Source organism: Nocardia xishanensis NBRC 101358 (assembly GCF_001613365.1).
GTDB lineage: Bacteria > Actinomycetota > Actinomycetes > Mycobacteriales > Mycobacteriaceae > Nocardia > Nocardia xishanensis.
Genome location: NZ_BDCF01000030.1, coordinates 15,233 through 33,180, shown reverse-complemented (window position 1 = coordinate 33,180; position 17,948 = coordinate 15,233). Strand labels below are relative to the sequence as shown.

The 17,948-nt window shown below is 69.5% G+C and carries 19 protein-coding genes; 12 read left to right on the top strand and 7 right to left on the bottom strand.

The window, feature by feature from the left end:
* Window positions 1-3: 3 nt before the first annotated feature.
* The 4 genes from NX1_RS22170 (at window position 4) to NX1_RS22155 (ending at window position 3,695) form a co-directional block, all read left to right on the top strand.
* Window positions 4-711, top strand: a complete 708-nt coding sequence (locus tag NX1_RS22170) for a PIG-L deacetylase family protein (RefSeq protein WP_068062948.1) — start codon at window positions 4-6, stop codon at window positions 709-711.
* Between the two features lie 343 nt (window positions 712-1,054).
* On the top strand, window positions 1,055-2,218 hold the full coding sequence (locus NX1_RS22165; RefSeq protein ID WP_068062807.1) for a glycosyltransferase: 1,164 nt from the start codon (window positions 1,055-1,057) through the stop codon (window positions 2,216-2,218).
* 44 nt (window positions 2,219-2,262) lie between these two features.
* Window positions 2,263-2,457 carry a DUF3046 domain-containing protein gene (locus NX1_RS22160; RefSeq protein ID WP_067782853.1) on the top strand — a complete coding sequence of 65 codons (195 nt, stop codon included), beginning with the start codon at window positions 2,263-2,265 and terminating at the stop codon, window positions 2,455-2,457.
* Window positions 2,454-3,695: a phosphotransferase gene (locus NX1_RS22155; protein WP_245668625.1), complete on the top strand. Its 1,242-nt coding sequence runs from the start codon at window positions 2,454-2,456 to the stop codon at window positions 3,693-3,695. Before NX1_RS22160 ends, NX1_RS22155 begins: the two co-directional genes overlap by 4 nt.
* 29 nt (window positions 3,696-3,724) lie before the next feature.
* On the opposite strand, the gene NX1_RS22150 is transcribed toward NX1_RS22155, so the two are convergent.
* Window positions 3,725-4,240 (bottom strand): CGNR zinc finger domain-containing protein, encoded by a 516-nt coding sequence (locus NX1_RS22150; RefSeq protein WP_068062805.1) that lies wholly within the window; start codon window positions 4,238-4,240, stop codon window positions 3,725-3,727.
* 156 nt (window positions 4,241-4,396) lie between these two features.
* Here NX1_RS22150 and NX1_RS22145 point away from each other — a divergent pair, with 156 nt between their 5' ends.
* The 6 genes from NX1_RS22145 (at window position 4,397) to NX1_RS22120 (ending at window position 9,582) form a co-directional block, all read left to right on the top strand.
* Window positions 4,397-4,858 (top strand): VOC family protein, encoded by a 462-nt coding sequence (locus tag NX1_RS22145; RefSeq protein ID WP_068062802.1) that lies wholly within the window; start codon window positions 4,397-4,399, stop codon window positions 4,856-4,858.
* Window positions 4,859-4,875: 17 nt separating this feature from the next.
* Window positions 4,876-5,760: a pyridoxamine 5'-phosphate oxidase family protein gene (locus NX1_RS22140; protein ID WP_068062797.1), complete on the top strand. Its 885-nt coding sequence runs from the start codon at window positions 4,876-4,878 to the stop codon at window positions 5,758-5,760.
* A gap of 24 nt (window positions 5,761-5,784) precedes the next feature.
* The gene (locus NX1_RS22135; protein ID WP_068062794.1) at window positions 5,785-6,234 is read left to right on the top strand and encodes a nuclear transport factor 2 family protein; all 450 of its coding nucleotides are present in this window, start codon (window positions 5,785-5,787) and stop codon (window positions 6,232-6,234) included.
* A 194-nt stretch (window positions 6,235-6,428) separates the two neighbouring features.
* Window positions 6,429-7,472: a recombinase RecA gene (gene recA, locus NX1_RS22130; protein WP_067782568.1), complete on the top strand. Its 1,044-nt coding sequence runs from the start codon at window positions 6,429-6,431 to the stop codon at window positions 7,470-7,472.
* A gap of 346 nt (window positions 7,473-7,818) precedes the next feature.
* A complete protein-coding gene (gene recX, locus NX1_RS22125; protein WP_084501668.1) occupies window positions 7,819-8,406 on the top strand; it encodes a recombination regulator RecX in 588 nt (195 codons plus the stop codon).
* Window positions 8,407-8,721: 315 nt separating this feature from the next.
* Entirely contained in the window at window positions 8,722-9,582 is an 861-nt protein-coding gene (locus tag NX1_RS22120) for a 3-hydroxyacyl-CoA dehydrogenase (protein WP_068062792.1), read from the top strand.
* A 146-nt stretch (window positions 9,583-9,728) separates the two neighbouring features.
* Here NX1_RS22120 and NX1_RS22115 read toward each other — a convergent pair whose 3' ends face one another.
* From NX1_RS22115 to NX1_RS22100, 4 genes are all read right to left on the bottom strand, one after another.
* Window positions 9,729-10,628, bottom strand: a complete 900-nt coding sequence (locus tag NX1_RS22115) for an amino acid ABC transporter permease (RefSeq protein WP_068062789.1) — start codon at window positions 10,626-10,628, stop codon at window positions 9,729-9,731.
* 73 nt (window positions 10,629-10,701) lie between these two features.
* Window positions 10,702-11,373 carry an amino acid ABC transporter permease gene (locus NX1_RS22110; protein WP_068062785.1) on the bottom strand — a complete coding sequence of 224 codons (672 nt, stop codon included), beginning with the start codon at window positions 11,371-11,373 and terminating at the stop codon, window positions 10,702-10,704.
* 97 nt (window positions 11,374-11,470) lie between these two features.
* A complete protein-coding gene (locus NX1_RS22105; RefSeq protein WP_068062781.1) occupies window positions 11,471-12,304 on the bottom strand; it encodes a glutamate ABC transporter substrate-binding protein in 834 nt (277 codons plus the stop codon).
* Window positions 12,305-12,358: 54 nt separating this feature from the next.
* Window positions 12,359-13,087 carry an amino acid ABC transporter ATP-binding protein gene (locus NX1_RS22100; RefSeq protein WP_068062943.1) on the bottom strand — a complete coding sequence of 243 codons (729 nt, stop codon included), beginning with the start codon at window positions 13,085-13,087 and terminating at the stop codon, window positions 12,359-12,361.
* A gap of 263 nt (window positions 13,088-13,350) precedes the next feature.
* Between NX1_RS22100 and miaB the strand changes: the two genes are divergently transcribed.
* Together miaB and NX1_RS22090 are read left to right on the top strand one after the other, a co-directional pair.
* Complete coding sequence (gene miaB, locus NX1_RS22095; RefSeq protein WP_068062778.1) at window positions 13,351-14,883, top strand: tRNA (N6-isopentenyl adenosine(37)-C2)-methylthiotransferase MiaB; 1,533 nt, start codon at window positions 13,351-13,353, stop codon at window positions 14,881-14,883.
* A 289-nt stretch (window positions 14,884-15,172) separates the two neighbouring features.
* A complete protein-coding gene (locus NX1_RS22090; RefSeq protein WP_084501667.1) occupies window positions 15,173-15,754 on the top strand; it encodes an Rv2732c family membrane protein in 582 nt (193 codons plus the stop codon).
* A gap of 31 nt (window positions 15,755-15,785) precedes the next feature.
* Here NX1_RS22090 and NX1_RS22085 read toward each other — a convergent pair whose 3' ends face one another.
* Window positions 15,786-16,364, bottom strand: a complete 579-nt coding sequence (locus NX1_RS22085) for a VanZ family protein (protein WP_068062772.1) — start codon at window positions 16,362-16,364, stop codon at window positions 15,786-15,788.
* 55 nt (window positions 16,365-16,419) lie between these two features.
* Window positions 16,420-17,799, bottom strand: a complete 1,380-nt coding sequence (locus NX1_RS22080; RefSeq protein WP_068062768.1) for a DUF349 domain-containing protein — start codon at window positions 17,797-17,799, stop codon at window positions 16,420-16,422.
* Window positions 17,800-17,948 lie beyond the last annotated feature (149 nt).

The following is a 17,948-nucleotide window of genomic DNA, read 5'->3' as shown; positions in this document are numbered from 1 at the left end:
GCCATGGAGCAGGTTCCCGAAGACTGGCAGCGCGGCCTGGTGATCGTCGCGCACCCCGACGACATCGAGTACGGGGCCGCGGCGGCCGTCGCGCGGTGGACGGGGCAGGGCAAGGACATTCGCTACGTGCTCGTCACCAGCGGCGAAGCGGGCATCGCCGGCATGCCGCCCGCCGAGGCCGGGCCGCTGCGCCAGTCCGAGGAGATCGCTTCGGCGAAGGTGGTCGGCGTCGAGCAGGTGGAGTTCCTCGGTTACCCGGACGGGCGGGTGCGGGAGAGCCTCGAGCTGCGCCGCGACCTGGCCGCCGCGATCCGCAGGCACCGTCCGGAGATGCTGGTGCTGTTCAACTTCGGCGACACCTGGGCACCCGGCTACGCCAACAGCGCCGACCACCGCGCCGTCGGCCGGGCCGGACTGGACGCCGTTTCCGACGCGGGCAACGAATGGATCTTCCCGGAGCTGGCCGATCTGCCGCCTTGGTCGCCGCGCTGGGCCGCGGTCGTCGGACCGGTCGCGACGCACGCGGTCGATGTCACCGCCACCGTCGAGCAGGCCGCCGCCTCCCTGGCCGAACACCGCCGCTACCTGGAGGTGCTCAGCTCCGAGCCGCTCGCCGACCAGGTGAAAGCCATCGTCGACATGGCCACCGGCCCCAAGGAAGGTTTTCCTGCCGAACGAGCGGTGGGATTCGAGCTGTACTACTTCGGCTGAGCGAATCCGGCTCGCGCCGTGGGGAAAAGCCGGTGCGAGGCGGTTCCTTCAGCGTCGGCCTCCCCGCACCGCGACGCGCTCGATCAGGTCGACGACCTTTCCCGCGTCGTCGGCGCGGCGCAGGGCGAGCGCCGCGCGAGATAGCGTTTGGTGACAGGCACCGCAGCGCTCCCTTCGTGCGTCCGGTCCCGCCCCGAACCGTCGAAATGGTCTGGACCGGAATGCCTTCCGCACCGGTCACGCGGATTGCGCGCCGATGGCGGCGCGGTGAACGCCGAGGCCGTGCCTGCCAACTCAGGGCGGGCGCCGTCGGTTCGTGAGGCCGGTGTGGCAGGCTGGGCAGATGCGTGTTGCCGTCGTTGCCGGTCCCGATCCGGGACATGCCTTTCCGGCGTTGGCGCTGTGCGAGCGGTTCCTGGCCGCGGGCGACGAGCCGGTGCTGTTCACCGGGCCTCGCTGGTTCGACTCCGCGAAGGACGCGGGTATCCCGGTGCGCAGACTCAAGGGTCTGGCGCCGCGCGCCGTCGACGACGACGGAGACGCGGGCAGGCGCATCCACGAGCGCGCCGCGCACATCTCGACCGAGATCCTGCCCGATCTGAGCGCGATGCTGCCGGAGCTGGTGGTCTCCGACGTGCTCACCGCGGGCGGCGGCATGGCCGCCGAGCGGCTGGGGGTGCCCTGGGTCGAGCTCTCGCCGCACCCGCTCTACCTGCCGTCGAAGGGGCTGCCGCCGATCGGCAGCGGACTCGCGGTGGGCGAAGGCCTGCGTGGCGAACTGCGCGACCGGATGCTGCGCGCCATGACGGCGCGGGCGATCCGCAACGGCCTGCGTCAACGGGAGAAGGCCCGCGCGAGCGTCGGGCTGCCCGCCGCCGATCCCGGCCCGGCCGCCCGCCTGCTGGCCACCCTGCCCGCGCTGGAGGTGCCGCGCCCCGACTGGCCGGACAACGCGCACCTGGTCGGCCCGCTGCTGTGGGAGCCCACCGACGACATCCTCGCGCCGCCGCCTGGCGACGGTCCGCTGGTCATGGTCGCGCCGTCCACCGCGCACACCGGCGTCACCGGCATGGTCGAGACCGTGCTCGAGGCGCTCGACGGCGCCGGTGTCCGGGTTGCCGTCTCCATGATCGACACGCCGCCGACCGGGCTCCCGTCCTGGGCCACCGCGGGACTCGGCCGCCAGGACGAGCTGCTCGGCCACGCGGCCGTCGTGGTCGGCGGCGGCGGGCACGGATTGCTGGCCAAGTCGCTGCTCGCCGGAGTCCCCGTCGTCACCGTGCCTGGCGGCGGCGACCAGTGGGAACTGGCCAATCGCGCGGCCCGCCAAGGCAGTTCGATCGTGGTGCGTCCGCTGACCGTCGAATCGGTGCGCGACGCGGTGCTCGCCGTGCTCGACCACCCGCGCTACACCGCCGCCGCCGAGGAAGCGTCCATGAGCATCGCGGAGGTCGCCGACCCGGTGGAGCTGTGCCATCGGGTGCGCGAGGGCGTGCACGCCCCGTAGGAGTACCTCCGTGCACCCGCGGGGACCGGAGTATCTTGAATACGGTGCGGTTGACTGAGTTCCAGGAGCTGTTGCATACCGAATTCGGAGTGGCGCGCGGTGACGCGCTGCTGACCGACCACGTGATCCCCTCCCTCGGCGGCCGGACCGGCGCCGCCGCCATCGAGGCCGGGGTCGACCCGCGGGATGTGTGGCGCGCGCTCTGCGCCGACTTCGACGTGCCGAAGGTGCGGTGGTGACCGCCCCCGATCCGGTGGCCGAGCGCAGGCCGTACCGATTCGACGAGCGACTGCGCATGGTCCCCGTAGACCCGGAGGCGCTGGCCGTCCGCGTGGCACAGGCTCGTCCGGACGATTTCGCGAGCTTCCGGCAGACCGGTCTCGAACTGATGCTGCTCGGCCGCCACGAGGAGGCGCTCGATCACCTGGATCGGGCACTCGAGCTGGCTCGCGAATCGCGTCAGCGCCTCTCGGTCTGGATCAACCTGGCCGATGTGTACCGGTATCGCGGTGACGCGCCGACCGCCGAGATCCTCTATCGCCGAGCCGTCGAGGCCGCCCGCGGCAGCGATGCCGAGGCCCTGTCGTTCGCCGCCCAGCACCTCGGCAAGGCGCTGGCCGAACAGGGCCGTCTCGACGAGGCCCGCGAGCTGCTCAACGAGGCGCTGCGGCTGCGGGTCGCCGAGGGCGACATCGAGCTGATCGAATCCACCCGCACCGCGCTGGACGGCCTCGACGAGTTGCCGATCCCGCTGCCGCCCGCCGTGGTGGCGGTGGTCGGCGCGAACCCGGAGTTCTCGGACGAGCACGAGGGTCTCAGCGGCGGCGTCGCCCTGGTGAACGGCGCCTACTGGGTCAAGCGGGGCCCGCGCGCGACCGCCGAACACGATCGCCTGAACTGGTTGCGCGCCAGGGGAATCCGGGTGCCGGAGGTGGCCGCGTTCGCCGAGGACGTGCTCGTGCTCGGCGACGCGGGCGCGCCGAGCCTGGCCGCGCGGGAGGGCACCGCCGCGGCGGCGTCGCCATCGATCGGCGCGGTCATGGGCGAGCTGCTGCGGCGGCTGCACGCGCTGCCCGTCGCGGAATGCCCGTTCGACGGCAGGCTCGACACCGTGCTGGCGCAGGCGCGCAGACACGTGCTCGAGGAACTGGTCGACCAGGACGATTTCGACGACGACAACGCGGGCCTCGGCCCCGAGCAGGTCTTCGACCGGTTGCTCGCCCAGCGTCCGGAGACCGAGGACCTGGTGGTGGCGCACGGCGATTTCACGCCGCCGAATGTGCTGGAGAACGGCATCCTGCTCGATGTCGGCGGCCTCGGCGTCGCGGATCGCTACCGTGACCTGGCCCTGGCCGAACGTGATTTGCGCGAGGATTTCGGCGACGGTGAGGTGCGCGCTTTCTTCGCCGCGTACGGGCTCGACGCGCCGGATCGGCGGCGGCTGGACTACTACCGGCTGCTCGACGAACTCTTCTAGAGCCGGGCCTTTCGGCGTCCTCGGACCGCTCAGGTCTTCTTGCCGTAGTGCCTCGCCGCCTTGGTGCGGTTGCCGCAGGTGGCCATGGAGTGCCAGCGGCGGGTGCCGTTCTTGGACGTGTCGTAGAAGAACAGCACGCACTGCGGATGCGCGCACTGGCGAATCCGGTCCGGCGCCTTGGCGATCAGTCCCAGCAGGTTCTCCGCCGCCAGCCAACCGGGCAGCCAGGCAGGATCGGCGATGTCGGGCACGTCCTGCGGGCCGTCGTCGGTCAGGCGGCGTTTGATCCTGCCGTGTTCGAGCACGTCGTTGAGCGCACCGTGCGCGCCGTGCTGGACGGCGTCGTCGATCGCGCTGCGCGCGGTGAGCACCGCGGCCAGCGTCCGCTCGTCGGCCTGCGCTCGATCGGCCAGGCCCGCGGCGGTCAGCCAGACGCGCAGGCCCGCCACGTCCGTCAGCAGATCCTGCGGTCCGTTCTCGATCCACCGTGTGTTCAGCAGATCGAGCGCCAGCGGTTCACCGACGTGGGGGCGTGGATCGAGCATGCCTGAGGGTAACGAGCCGTGTCGGGGAGTCAGGACAACCACCGCCGTTCTAACCGATCAATTAAAGATCAATGGTTGACGCGAGGGACCGCGCCGGATTAAGTTCTAACCGTTGAAACATCCAAAAGCGGTTTACGATTCCAGGAGGGCAATATCATGACCACGGTGACCGCACCCCAGCTCGCGACCGGGCACGTCGGGCTGAACGTCTCGGATCTGGACCGCTCGGTGGACTTCTACCGGCGCGCCCTCGGCTTCGAACAACTCGCCGCGGGCGATGCGGCGGAGCGCAGGTGGGCGTTCCTCGGCGCGGACGGCAAGCTGGTGATCACCCTGTGGGAACAGTCCGACGGCGCCTTCTCCACCGAAACGCCCGGACTGCATCACCTTTCGTTCCAGGTCGAGGACATCGAGCAGGTGCGCGCGGTGGAATCGGTGCTGCGCGAGTTGTCCGTGCGTTTCGTGCACGACGGCGTGGTCGCGCACGGCGAAGGGGTGTCCTCCGGCGGCATCTTCTTCACCGATCCCGACGGCATCCGGCTCGAGGTCTACGCGCCCACCGGGGCGGAATCCGCGCCCGCGCCCAGCGGAGCCGCCCCCACCTGCGGATTCTTCTGAGTCTGCGGAGTTTCGAGATGGCGCTCTACCACTCGGGCGAACTCGCCGTGCAGCGGCGCATGGGGCAGGCGGACATCGCCGCGAAGGTCGGCCGGATGATCCGCCGCGACCTTCCCTCGGTCGCCGCGGATTTCCTCGCCGCGCAGCCGATGGTGGTGCTCGCCGCCGCCGATGCCACCGGGCGGTTGTGGGCGAGCCCGCTGGTCGGGCGGCCCGGATTCGTGCACGCCGTCGACCCAGGGACGATCGCCGTCGACGCGCGGCCCGCCGCGAGCGACCCGCTGGCCGAGGCGCTGACGCGTCCGGCTCGGGTCGGCATGATCGCGCTGGAACCGGTGCGGCGCAGGCGCATGCGGGTCAACGGGACCGCGCGCCCGCACGACGACGGGCTGCGGATCGTCACCGAACAGGTGTACTCCAACTGTCCCAAATACATCTCGCGTCGCTGGGTGACGGCCAACGACCCCGAGGCCGCGCAGGTCGACGCGCGTCGCGGCGCCGGGCTCGACGCCCGGCAGCGGGCGATCGTCGCGTCCGCCGACACCTTCTTCGTGGCCAGCGCCGACGGCGAAGGGCACGCCGACGCCTCGCATCGCGGCGGGAATCCCGGTGTGCTGCGCGTCCTTTCGCCGACCCGGCTGCGCTGGCCCGACTATCGCGGAAACTCGATGTTCATGACGCTCGGCAATCTCGCGGTGCGGCCGCACTGCGGACTGCTGATCTCGGACTGGCCGACCGGCGGCGCGCTCCAGCTCACCGGCACCGCCGAGCTGAACTGGGACGCGGACACGTTCGCCACGGGAGCGCAGTGCTCGATCGACTTCACCGTCACCGAGGTGGTGTGGCGGGACGCGGGGCCGCTGCGCTGGAGCCCGCCGGAACTGTCACCCGTCAACCCCTGACCCCCGCATCGAAAGGATGAATCCATGCGACCTCCACTGCCGCCGTTCGATCGCGCCTCCGCCGAGGCCAAAGTGCGTGCCGCCGAGCATGCCTGGAACACCCGCGACCCCGAACGCGTCGCGGCCGCCTACACCGAGGATTCCGTGTGGCGCAACCGCGACGAGTTCTTCACCGGGCGCGCGGCCATCGTCGACTTCCTGACCAGGAAGTGGACCAAGGAGAACGGGTACGCGCTGCGCAAGGATCTGTGGGCGTTCGACGGCAACCGCATCGCCGTGCGCTTCCAGTACGAATGGCACGACGAATCCGGCCGGTGGTGGCGCAGCTACGGCAACGAACAGTGGGAGTTCGCGCCGGACGGGCGGATGTCGCGGCGCGAGGCCAGCATCAACGACGTCCCGATCGCCGAATCGGAACGGCGCATCTTCGGTCCGCGCGGTCCGGAGGAGGACGCCGTGCTGCCGCAGCGCTAGGAACGGGCGATGCTCGCCCGTGAGTAGCGCGGAAATTGCTGGTCGCGGAAGAAGCGCTGCGTGTCGCGGGGCGCGTCGCTTGACTCGAACACTTGTTCGTCTAGTCTTGTCGTCAGAACTTGTCGGTGCCGCCCTCTAATGTGGGCGCCAACCACAGATCGAGAGACTTACCCGTCGAAAAGGGGACCAACGACATGGCACCACAGGCGTACGACCGCGACAAGGCGCTCGAGCTCGCCCTCGCCCAGGTGGAGAAGAGCTTCGGCAAGGGCGCGGTGATGCGGCTCGGCGAGGAGGCGCGTCAGCCCATCTCGGTGATTCCGACCGGGTCCATCGCGCTGGACGTCGCCCTCGGCATCGGCGGTCTGCCGAGGGGCCGCGTCGTAGAGATCTACGGCCCCGAGTCCTCGGGTAAGACCACCGTCGCGCTGCACGCGGTGGCCAACGCGCAGGCGGCGGGCGGCGTCGCCGCGTTCATCGACGCCGAGCACGCCCTCGACCCCGATTACGCCCGCAAGCTCGGCGTCGACACCGACGCGCTGCTCGTCTCCCAGCCCGACACCGGTGAGCAGGCGCTGGAGATCGCCGACATGCTGGTGCGCTCGGGCGCCATCGACATCATCGTCATCGACTCCGTCGCCGCCCTGGTGCCGCGCGCGGAGATCGAGGGCGAGATGGGCGACAGCCACGTCGGTCTGCAGGCTCGCCTGATGAGCCAGGCGCTGCGCAAGATGACCAGCGCGCTGAACAACTCCGGCACCACCGCCATCTTCATCAACCAGCTGCGCGAGAAGATCGGCGTCATGTTCGGCTCGCCCGAGACCACCACCGGTGGTAAGGCGCTGAAGTTCTACGCCTCGGTGCGCCTGGACGTGCGCCGCATCGAGACCCTCAAGGACGGCAGCGACGCGGTCGGCAACCGCACCCGCGTCAAGGTCGTCAAGAACAAGGTCTCGCCGCCGTTCAAGCAGGCAGAGTTCGACATCCTGTACGGGCACGGCATTTCCAAGGAGGGCTCGCTCATCGATATGGGTGTCGAGCAGGGCTTCATCCGCAAGTCCGGCTCCTGGTACACCTACGAGGGCGACCAGCTGGGCCAGGGCAAGGAGAACGCCCGCAAGTTCCTGCTGGAGAACACCGACGTGCGCGACGAGATCGAGAAGAAGATCAAGGAGAAGCTCGGTATCGGCGCCGACGTGACCGCGGATGCCGCGGGCGAGGTGCCCGCCGATTTCTGAGTCCACCTCGGGTCGGCCGCCGCACCGTGCCGATCGAGCCGCCGCCGAGCGGCCCGATCCGGTGCACGACATGCGGCGCCGGCTGCACGAACTCCTGTCCGCCGACGGGCGATCCGTGGAAAGCCACGGACCCCGCCCCGGCGCACGGGAACCGGGACCGGTCCGGTCGGCCGATGGTGGTTCGGCCGACGCGGACATCCTGGGAGCCCGGTCGAGCACGCCCGATCCGCAGCGGGCTGGCTCGACCGGGCCCTCCCACTCGTCCCGGCGCGGGCGGCGGAACAGTCCCCGCCGCAACGACTCCCGGACGGTCGAGACCGATCGGAACGGGCGACGGGTGGATCCGGTGGCGGCCGGATCCGCAGGGGATGCGCGGGAGGCGGAGGCGGGCACCGGCCGGTCGACGTCGGAACGCACCCCCGAAGGCGGGACGGTCGAGCAGGCGAAGGAGGCGTGTCTTCGTCTGCTCGCCGTCCGCGCCCGCAGCCGCGCCGAACTGGCGCAGCGATTGGCCGCCAAGGGTTTCACCGCGGAGGTCACCGACCGCGCCCTCGACCGCCTCGCGGAGGTCGGCCTGGTCGATGACGCGGCCTTCGCCGAACAGTGGGTCCATTCCCGGCACGCCTTCTCCGGCAAAGGCAAACAGGCGCTCGCCCAGGAGCTGCGCCGTAAAGGCGTCGCGCCCGCGGACGCCGCGCCCGCCCTGGAGGCGATCAGCTCCGACGACGAGCAGTCCCGCGCCATCGAATTGGTGCGCCGCAAACTTCGCACCCTGCCTCGGGATCTGGACCGCGACAAGGCCATTCGCCGCCTCGTCGGCATGCTCGCCCGCCGCGGCTACAGCCAGTCCACCGCCTTCACCGTGGTGAAAGCCGAACTGGCCCAGGCCGACTGGAGTGCGGAGCCGGTCGACGAGGCGGATCCGCTGGACTGATCCGGCGTCCGCAGGCTAGCGCGCGTGTGACAGGCTGGCGAGGCCATCACGGGCCCGTCGCCGAACCTGTCGCTGCCCACCGAAGGTTTGCCGAATCGTTACTCGCGCGCGGGGTCGATATGTCCGATACACGTCCGCGCGCCGGCGCACGCCGGACCATGATGGGGGTATGGAGTCCACGGAGAGTGGGGTCGTACCGCGCGGCGAACCGCGCGCCGTGGCTCCCCGCGCCGAAGGGTCCGGTGCTCCGGGTTTTCGTCTCACTACCGTCCACAAGGGGCGGACCGTGCCCCGTGACGAGGGAGGAGAACGAGTATGGCCATCGATATCCGTAAGGTGACAGTCCTGGGGACCGGAGTGCTCGGTTCGCAGATCGCCTACCAGACCGCGTTCCGCGGCTTCGACGTCACCGCCTATGACATCAACGAACCCGCGCGCGAGGCCGCGCGGGAGCGGTTCGCCAAACTCGCCGCGACCTATGTCGCCGAGGTGCCCGGCGCCGCGGGCGGCAAGGCGGAGCAGACGGCGTCGGGCATCGCGCTCACCACCGACCTCGCCGAAGCGGTGAAGGACGCCGACCTGGTGATCGAGGCGGTGCCCGAGGTGCTGACCCTCAAGCAGGAGATCTACCGGCACCTCGGCGAGGTTTCCCCTGAGCGGACCATCTTCGCGACGAACTCCTCGACCCTGCTGCCGAGCGACATCAAGGACTCGACCGGCCGCCCGGACAAGTTCCTCGCGCTGCACTTCGCGAACCAGGTGTGGAAGTTCAACACCGCCGAGATCATGGGCACGACGGACACCGACCCCGCGGTGTTTCGTGCCCTCGTCGATTTCGCCGAGGCGATCGGCATGGTCCCGATCGAAGTGCACAAGGAGAAGGCGGGTTACGTGCTCAACTCGCTGCTCGTGCCGTTCCTGAACTCGGCCATGGCGCTCGGCGCCGGCGGCTACGCCGACCCGGAGGCCGTCGACAAGACGTGGCGGATCGCCACCGGCGCGCCGATGGGCCCGTTCCAGATCCTCGACGTCATCGGTCTCACCACGCCCTACAACATCCTCGCGCACGGCGACGAGGAAGCCCAGCGCCTCGCGGCCTGGCTCAAGGACAACTACATCGACAAGGGCAAACTCGGCATCGCGACCGGCGAGGGTTTCTACCGGTACTCCGCATAGCGCCAGCGCAGCGCTACCGCGCCGGCCTCGGGAGACGAAGCGTCGATCCCGGAAACGACGGGAGAGAAGCGGTGGCCCACCGAGGCCGGTGCGCTCCCGTTTCTCTCCCGAATTCGCGTGTCCGCTGATGCCTTGCGTGTGCGGGTCTAGGGCGTCTTCACCACGTCGACGCCGGGAGCGGCATCGGTGATGACCGAATCCGCGGCGAGCACGGCGCCGCCCTTGGTGCGCTTGCGCGACCGCAACCTCCGCTCCAGCCTGGTCGCCACCATCGTCAGCGTGCTGTTCAGCACGATCATGATGATCGCCACGACGATCAGCGCGGGCAGCGTGTTCTGCTCCGACGCGCCCAGCTGCTGGCCCGAGCGAACGATCTCGACGTAGGTGATCTGGTAACCGAGCGCCGTATCCTTCAGCGCGACAACCATTTGCGAGACCAGTGCGGGCAGCATCGCGGTGATGGCCTGCGGCAGCAAGATCAGCCGCATCAGCTGGTTCTTGCGCATACCGAGCGCGACGGCGGCCTCCGTCTGGCCCTTCGGCAGCGAGCGAATGCCCGCGCGCACGATCTCGGCGATGACCGAGCCGTTGTAGATCGTCAGCGCCGTCACCACCGCGGCCAGCGCGAGGTCGTCGGACTTGAAAACGTCATATTCGCTGTAAAGAGCGAACAGGAAGATCATCAAGATCAGCACCGGGATGGCCCTGGCGAATTCGACGATCGCGCCCGCGACGAGCCGCACCGGACGGTGGTCGGACAGTCGCAGGATGCCGAAGATCATGCCGATCGCCATCGCGAAGACGATCGAGATGACCGCCGCGACGACAGTGCCACGCAAACCGGGCAACAGGTAGGTCGACCAGACGTCGCTGTCCAGGAACGGCTCCCACTTCTCCGCCGCGAACTGACCCTGTTGGTCGAACGCGCGGAAGAGCAGGAACCCGGCCACCAGGACGAGGGCGACGACCACCACCGAATAGATGGCGTTGCGCGCCCGTGCCTTCGGACCCGGCGCGTCGAAGAGAACGGAAGCGCCGGCGCTCATGCCTGCACCTCGCTGACGCTCGGCTCCGGCATGCGCGCGGCACGCTGGCACATGATTCGCTCACTTCGTTCGCTCATCGGGCGACCTCGTATCGCTTGGCGAGCCAGCCGAACAGCAGGCCCGTTGGCAGGGTGATGACGACGAACCCGAGCGCGAAGATCGCGCCGATGGCGAGCAGCGCTGCCTCGGTCTCGATCATCGACGCCATCAGGTTGGCGGCCTCGGCCACACCGATCGCCGCGGCGATGGTGGAGTTCTTGGTCAACGCGATGAGCACACTGCCCAGCGGGGCGATTACGGACCGGAAGGCCTGCGGAAGCACGACGAGCCGCAGGTTCTGGGTGAAGCCGAAGCCGAGCGAGCGGCCCGCCTCGGACTGGCCGAGCGGCACCGTGTTGATGCCGGCGCGCAGCGACTCGCAGACGAACGAGGCGGTGTAGACGCTCAGGCCGATGATGGCCCAGCGGTAGTTGTTGTCGGTGATCGAATCGCCCGCGATCTTCCAGCCCAGCGTCGAGTACAGACCCAGCGAGCAGAAGATGATGATCAGCGTGAGCGGGGTGTTGCGAAAGATCGTGACGTAGGCGGTGCCCAGCCAGCGGGCCACCGGCACGGGGGACACCCGCATCGCGGCGACGATCGTGCCGAGTATCAGCGCCCCGACCGCGGAGAACGCGGTCAATTTGATCGTGACCCAGAAGGCTTCCAGGATCTTGGTGTCGTATTCCGAGATCAGATCGAACACGGCGGGCGCGTCCCTCCCATCGGTGTGGCGTGGTTCATCGGTGGTGAGCCGCGCGGGTGGCCCGGAGGATCGCCCCGGACCACCCGCGTCACGAATCTCAGTAGCGGTTCACCTGCGGAGCGGGCGAGGGAGTGAAGCCGGCGCCGCCGACGGTCTGCTGGAGCGCCTTGGCCCACGAGCCGTCGGCGATCATCGCCTCGATCGCGTCGTTGACCTTGTCGCGGGTCTCCTTGTCACCCTTCTTCAGGCCGATGCCGTAGTTCTCCGTGGTGAAGGGCTTGCCGACCACCTTGAGCTGGCCCGGCGACTGCGCGGCGAAACCGGCCAGGATGATGTCGTCGGTGGTCACCGCGTCGACAGAGCCGTTGCGCAGCGCCTCGACACACAGCGAGTAGGTGTCGAACTCCTGCAGTTGAACGTCCTTGGCGTACTTCTCCTTGACGTTCTGCGCGGGCGTGGAGCCCTTCACCGAGCAGAGCTTCTTGTTGCCGTTGAGGGATTCGACGCCGGTGATGTCGGTGTTGTCGGCCTTCACCAGCAGCGACTGGCCCGCCACGTAGTAAGGGCCCGCGAAATCGACCTTCTCCTTGCGCTTGTCGGTGATCGAGTAGGTGGCGACGACGAGATCGACCTGACCGTTCTCGATGAGCGTCTCGCGCTGCGCCGACGGCGCTTCCTTGAAGGTGATGGATTCCGGCTGTACACCGAGCTTTCCGGCGACGTACTTGGCCACCTCGACGTCGAAGCCGCTGTAGGAGCCGTCCTTGTTGCGCAGGCCGAGGCCCGGCTGGTCGAACTTGATGCCGACGGTCAGTTTGCCGTCCTTGGCGTGGTCGAGGGCGCTGCCCTCGTTACCGCCGCCGCAGGCGGTCGCGGCCAAAGCCAGGGCGAGCGCCCCGAGCCCGAGTCGAAGTGCACGATTGATCCTCATCGAGTTCCTAACTTTTTTGTGTGACTGTCGATGCCGTCGTCTGTGCCGAATGGGTCAGTGACTGAGAATCTTGCCCAGGAAGTCCTTGGCGCGCTCGGATTTCGGTGCGGTGAAGAAGGTTTCGGGCTCGGTGTCCTCGACCACCTGGCCGTCGGCCATGAAGAGCACCCGGTTGCCCGCGCGGCGCGCGAAGCCCATCTCGTGGGTGACCACCAGCATCGTCATGCCGTCCTTGGCCAGCGAGACCATCACCTCGAGCACCTCGTTGACCATCTCCGGGTCGAGCGCCGAGGTCGGCTCGTCGAACAGCATCACCTTCGGGTTCATCGCCAACGCGCGGGCGATGGCCACGCGCTGCTGCTGGCCGCCGGACAGCTGAGCCGGGTACTTCTCGGCCTGGTTGGCGATGCCGACCCGTTCGAGCAGTTCCATGGCGCGGGTGCGCGCCGCGTCCTTCTTGATCTTGCGCACCTTGATCGGCGCGAGCATCACGTTCTCGATGATGGTCTTGTGCGCGAACAGGTTGAACGACTGGAACACCATGCCGACGTCGGCGCGCAGCGAGGCCAGCGCCTTGCCCTCCGCGGGGAGCGGTACGCCGTCGACGGCGATGGCGCCCGAGTCGATCGGCTCGAGCCGGTTGATGGTGCGGCACAAGGTCGATTTCCCGGAACCCGATGGGCCGAGGACGATGACGACCTGTCCCTTGGGTACCTCGAGATTGATATCGCGCAACACGTGCAGATCACCGAAGTGCTTGTCCACATTGCGCATCGAGATCATCGGCGGCGCGCTGGTGGCGGGGCCCTTGTCCAAGCTCGTGGCGTCCCCGGTCGTGTCGGGCGCGGCGGCGGCGTCGGTCATGGTCCTTGACCTTAAGGGGAAAAACCGAATTTGCCCCGGTTTCCGCGACACACCGGTCCGCCACGCCGGAACGTCACAGCTCTGTAATGTCTCGGCCGCTTCCGGCTCCGGACCGCGGCGAGCCTCCGAGCCTGCGGCGATGCGCTCGAAACCCGCTCGACCGGCCCCCGTACCCTGGATGGGTGGATTCGATCGGACAGGTTGTGGCGGGAGTGCGCAGTTACGAGGTCCGCACCTTCGGGTGCCAGATGAACGTGCACGATTCCGAACGCTTGTCCGGCCTGCTGGAGGACGCGGGCTATGTGAAGGCCGCGCCGGGGGCGACGGCGGACCTCGTGGTCTTCAACACGTGCGCGGTGCGCGAGAACGCCGACAACAAGCTCTACGGCACGCTCGGCCACCTCGCCCCGATCAAGGCGGACAGGCCGGGCATGCAGATCGCGGTCGGCGGCTGCCTGGCGCAGAAGGACCGCGACACCGTCGTGCGCAAGGCGCCGTGGGTGGACGTGGTGTTCGGCACGCACAACATCGGCTCGCTGCCGGTGCTGCTGGAGCGGGCGCGGCACAACGAAGAAGCGCAAGTCGAGATCCTCGAATCGCTGGAGGCTTTCCCGTCGACGCTGCCCGCCAAGCGCGAGTCGGCGTACGCGGGCTGGGTGTCGATCTCGGTGGGCTGCAACAACACCTGCACGTTCTGCATCGTGCCGTCGCTGCGCGGCAAGGAAGTCGACCGCCGTCCCGGCGATGTGCTCGCCGAGGTGCAGGCGCTGGTCGATCAGGGCGTGCTCGAGGTGACGCTGCTGGGCCAAAACGTGAACTCCTACGGCGTCAACTTCGTCGACCCGGCCGAGCCGCGCGACCGCAGCGCGTTCGCGAAACTGCTGCGCGCCTGCGGCGGCATCGACGGCCTCGAGCGCGTCCGGTTCACCTCGCCGCATCCGGCCGAGTTCACCGACGACGTCATCGAGGCGATGGCCGAGACGCCGAACATCTGCCCGCAACTGCACATGCCTTTGCAGTCCGGATCGGACCGCGTGCTCAAGGCGATGCGGCGCTCCTACCGCAAGGCGCGTTACCTGGGCATCATCGAGAAGGTTCGCGCGGCCATGCCGCACGCGGCCATCACCACCGACATCATCGTCGGCTTCCCCGGCGAGACCGAGGAGGACTTCCAGGAGACCCTGGACGTGGTGCGCCAGGCCCGGTTCACCAGCGCGTTCACCTTCCAGTACTCGAAGCGGCCCGGCACGCCCGCCGCCGACATGCCCGACCAGCTGCCCAAGCAGGTGGTCCAGGAACGCTACGACCGGCTGATCGCGCTGCAAGAGGAGGTCTCGCTCAAGGCCAACCGCGCGCTGATCGGCACCGAGGTGGAGCTGCTCGTCGCGGAGGGCGCGGGCAAGAAGAACGCCGCGACCGCGCGAATGAGCGGGCGGGCCAGGGACGGCAGGCTGGTGCACTTCCGGCCGGGCGGCACCGCCGAGACCGTGCGCCCCGGCGACGTGATCACCGTCGACATCACCGAAGCCGCGCCGCACCATCTGATCGCGGACTCCGCGATCAAGACCCACCGCAGGACACGGGCGGGCGACGCGCACGAGCGCGGCGTCATGCCGAAGACCGCACCCATCGGCGTCGGCCTCGGGCTGCCCGGGATCGGCGCCCCCACCAAGGAGCCGGTCGCCTCCGGCTGCGCGACGGGTTGCGACGCATGAGCGAGCGGAGCGAGCGAATCATGTCTCAGCGCGCTTCGCGCATGCCGGAGCCGAGCGCCAGCGAGGCGCAGACATGAGCGCCCGCCCCGCCGCGGGAGACGACGAGACCCCACGCCGGGGCCCCGACGATTCCGCGCGGGGCGCGGCCGACGCCGCAGGGAACGCGCAGGGACCCGACTTCGGTACTACCGCGCGTAGTGGGTCGGATGACGCGGCGGCCGACGGGGCTGGCACAGTGGACTCGGACAAGCCCAACGCCGACCATCCAGTCGAAGGAGACGACAGCGCCGTGAGCTCGGTCGAGAGCAGCAAGGATTTCGAGCAGTTCCGTGACGAGCTCGACGCTGTCGAGCGACGCCTGGCCGGCGAGATCGATCCGGGCATCCGCGCCATGGTGGTGGCGGGCGCGGTGTTCGTGCTGCTCTTCTCGCTGGTGCTGTCGCACGCGGGCAGCGCGCGCGGCTTCGACGTGCTGCTCGCCACCGACACCACCCGCATCGAGCACATCGGGCTGCCATCGCGCATTTTCGTCTGGTTCGTCGTGGTGTTCGGCATCGGTTTCTCGTTACTGGCGTTGATGACCCGGCGCTGGGTGCTCGCCTGGATCGCGGTGGCGGGTTCGGCCATCGCCAGCGTGTTCGGCGTCCTCTCCATCTGGCACCGCCAGACCCCCGGTCTCGGCAACTACGTCGGCGCGGGCCCGGGCATCGGCTTGATCATCGGCACGCTGGCCGTCATGGTGCTGACCTTCCACTGGATCCGCGTGGTGTGGAGCCGCACCACCATGCACCTGGCCGCCGAGGAACAGCGCCGCAACGCCGCGGCCGCCGCCGAGGAGCGCGACCGCCGCAGGCTGCTCGGCGACTCCTGATCGCCGGCTCGGGCGGAACGTCACCGCGGCGTCAAGCAGCCCAGCCCAAGTGAGCGAGCACGCGCGCGCTGCGTGAACGACCGGCCTCGCGCCGCGCGACATGGATCTGGGCCAGCAGCGCCCCCAACCCCGCGCCAGCGGCGTTCATCAGCACGTCGTCCACGGAGGACACGCGGCCGAGATCGAACACGTACTGCGCGATTTCCAGCGTCGCCGACACCGCCGCGCCGAGCAGCGTCATCCGCGCGACGCCCGCGAATCGGGGAAGACGCAGCGGAAGGAAGAACCCGAGCGGCACGAACAGCAGTGTGTTCGCCCCGACTTGGATCACCGCGCTCGACGGCGAATCGCCGAGCGTCGCGACGAGGTCCCGCAGCGGCACCGCGCTGACGGTGCCTTCGGCCGCGACCGGCGTCAGAATCATCCACACCCAGGGCAGGGTTCCCGCGAGCAGGCCCGCCTCGGCCGCCGTGTACCGCAGCGCCAGCTCGGGAGTCAGCCCGCGGCGCATCCGCCACCGCGTCATCGAGACGATCGCCGCGACCAGCGAGGGCACCGCGCACGCCCACACGATCAGCACGTGGCCCCACGTGTCCCATACCTGTCGCACGGGTCAACGCTACCGGCGCGGCCGAGCCGTTGGCCGCCAACCGAAGTCGGGCGGGTCAGCGGTTGCTGACGGCGCCCTCCGCGGCCTCGGCCCACTCGCGCCACTGCTTGGCCTGCTCGAGCGCCTTCTCGGCGTCGCGCTGCTTGCCCGCCGCCTGCGCCTTGGCCGCCTGCTCCTCGAACTGGGCGACCTTCTCGCGGAACTGAGCGGCGCGCGCCACGGCCTCGGGGTCGGTGCGCCGCCACTGAGCGTCCACCGCGTCGCGGACCCGCTTCTCGATGGACCGCAACTTGCCCTCCAGCTCCTGGATGCGCTCGCGCGGCACCTTGCCGATGGCGTCCCACCGGTCCTGCAGCTCACGCAGCTGCGCCCGTGCGGTGTCAAGGCCCATCGACGGGTCGATGTGCTCGTAGGCTCGCAGCAGCTCCTCCTTGGCGGACGCGTTCGCCTCGAACTCGGCGTCGCGCTCGGAGACCGCGGCATTGCGCGCCGCGAAGAACACGTCCTGCGCGCTCTTGAAGCGCCGCCACAGCGCCTCGTCGGCCTCGCGGGGCGCGCGGCCCGCGGCCTTCCACTCGGCGAGCAGGTCGCGGAAGACGGCGGCGGTGCCGACCCAGTCGGTGGAGCCGGACAGTTCCTCGGCGCGGACGCACAGCTCTTCCTTGCGCCCCTTGGCGGCCGCCCGCTCGCGGTCGAGTTCGGCGAAGTGCGCGCCGCGGCGGCGGTTGAAGGACTCGCGGGCTTTGGAGTAGCGCTTCCACAGCGCGTCGTCGACCTTGCGGTCCACGCCGCGGATGGACTTCCACTCGTCGAGGATCTCGCGCAGCCGGTCGCCCGCGGCCTTCCACTGGGTGGATTCGGCGGCGATCTGCTCGGCCTCGGCACAGAGCGCTTCCTTGCGCTCGGTGTGCTCGTGGCGGGCGCGCTCCTTCTCCTCCTTGGCGTGCGCGGCCGCTTCCTCGGAGTGCTCGGTGATCGCCTGTAGCCGCTTGGCCAGTCCGTCGATGTCGCCGATGACGGCGGCGGTGGGCAGCGATTCGGCCAGCGCCAGCGCGGCGGCCTTGGTCTTGCGGGCGTCGGCGCCCGCGGCGAGCCGCGCTTCCAGCAGCGCGACCTCGGTGGCGAGGTCGTCGAAGCGGCGGCCGAAGTGCGCGAGGCCCTCGGCGGCGTCGCCCGCCTGCCAGGATCCGACGATTCGTTCGCCCTCGGCCGTCTTCACCCAGGCGGTGCCGTCGTCGTCGACCCGGCCCCAGCGGCTGGGGTCGGTGACGGTGGGTACGACCACCGCGTGCGGGTGCTGCTGATCGGCCGGGCCCGGCGCGGGCTTGACCGCGTGGGGCTTGGGATGAGTTTTCTGGCCACCGGGCTTCGGGGCACCGGAGGGGCGCGGTGTCGTGCCGGGAGTGGCCTTCGCGGTTCCGTTGCTGTCGGTCATTGTTCTCCGTCCCTGCCGCGCGTCACGGCTGCCTGGTTACGCCCTAGCTCATCCCATTGAACCCGGTCCGAGCCCTGGAGACCATTGCTCTACGCTCTCCCCGGAATCGAGCTCCGGGCGGACAACCCGTGGTGACCTGGGTTGTCGCA

Coding starts and splice junctions, on each gene's coding strand:
- NX1_RS22170 (WP_068062948.1), top strand. CDS start 4: ATGGAGCAGGTTCCCGAAGACTGGCAGCGCGGCCTGGTGATCGTCGCG.
- NX1_RS22165 (WP_068062807.1), top strand. CDS start 1,055: ATGCGTGTTGCCGTCGTTGCCGGTCCCGATCCGGGACATGCCTTTCCG.
- NX1_RS22150 (WP_068062805.1), bottom strand. CDS start 4,240: ATGCTCGATCCACGCCCCCACGTCGGTGAACCGCTGGCGCTCGATCTG.
- NX1_RS22145 (WP_068062802.1), top strand. CDS start 4,397: ATGACCACGGTGACCGCACCCCAGCTCGCGACCGGGCACGTCGGGCTG.
- NX1_RS22140 (WP_068062797.1), top strand. CDS start 4,876: ATGGCGCTCTACCACTCGGGCGAACTCGCCGTGCAGCGGCGCATGGGG.
- NX1_RS22135 (WP_068062794.1), top strand. CDS start 5,785: ATGCGACCTCCACTGCCGCCGTTCGATCGCGCCTCCGCCGAGGCCAAA.
- recA (WP_067782568.1), top strand. CDS start 6,429: ATGGCACCACAGGCGTACGACCGCGACAAGGCGCTCGAGCTCGCCCTC.
- NX1_RS22120 (WP_068062792.1), top strand. CDS start 8,722: ATGGCCATCGATATCCGTAAGGTGACAGTCCTGGGGACCGGAGTGCTC.
- NX1_RS22115 (WP_068062789.1), bottom strand. CDS start 10,628: ATGAGCGCCGGCGCTTCCGTTCTCTTCGACGCGCCGGGTCCGAAGGCA.
- NX1_RS22105 (WP_068062781.1), bottom strand. CDS start 12,304: ATGAGGATCAATCGTGCACTTCGACTCGGGCTCGGGGCGCTCGCCCTG.
- NX1_RS22100 (WP_068062943.1), bottom strand. CDS start 13,087: ATGATCTCGATGCGCAATGTGGACAAGCACTTCGGTGATCTGCACGTG.
- NX1_RS22080 (WP_068062768.1), bottom strand. CDS start 17,799: ATGACCGACAGCAACGGAACCGCGAAGGCCACTCCCGGCACGACACCG.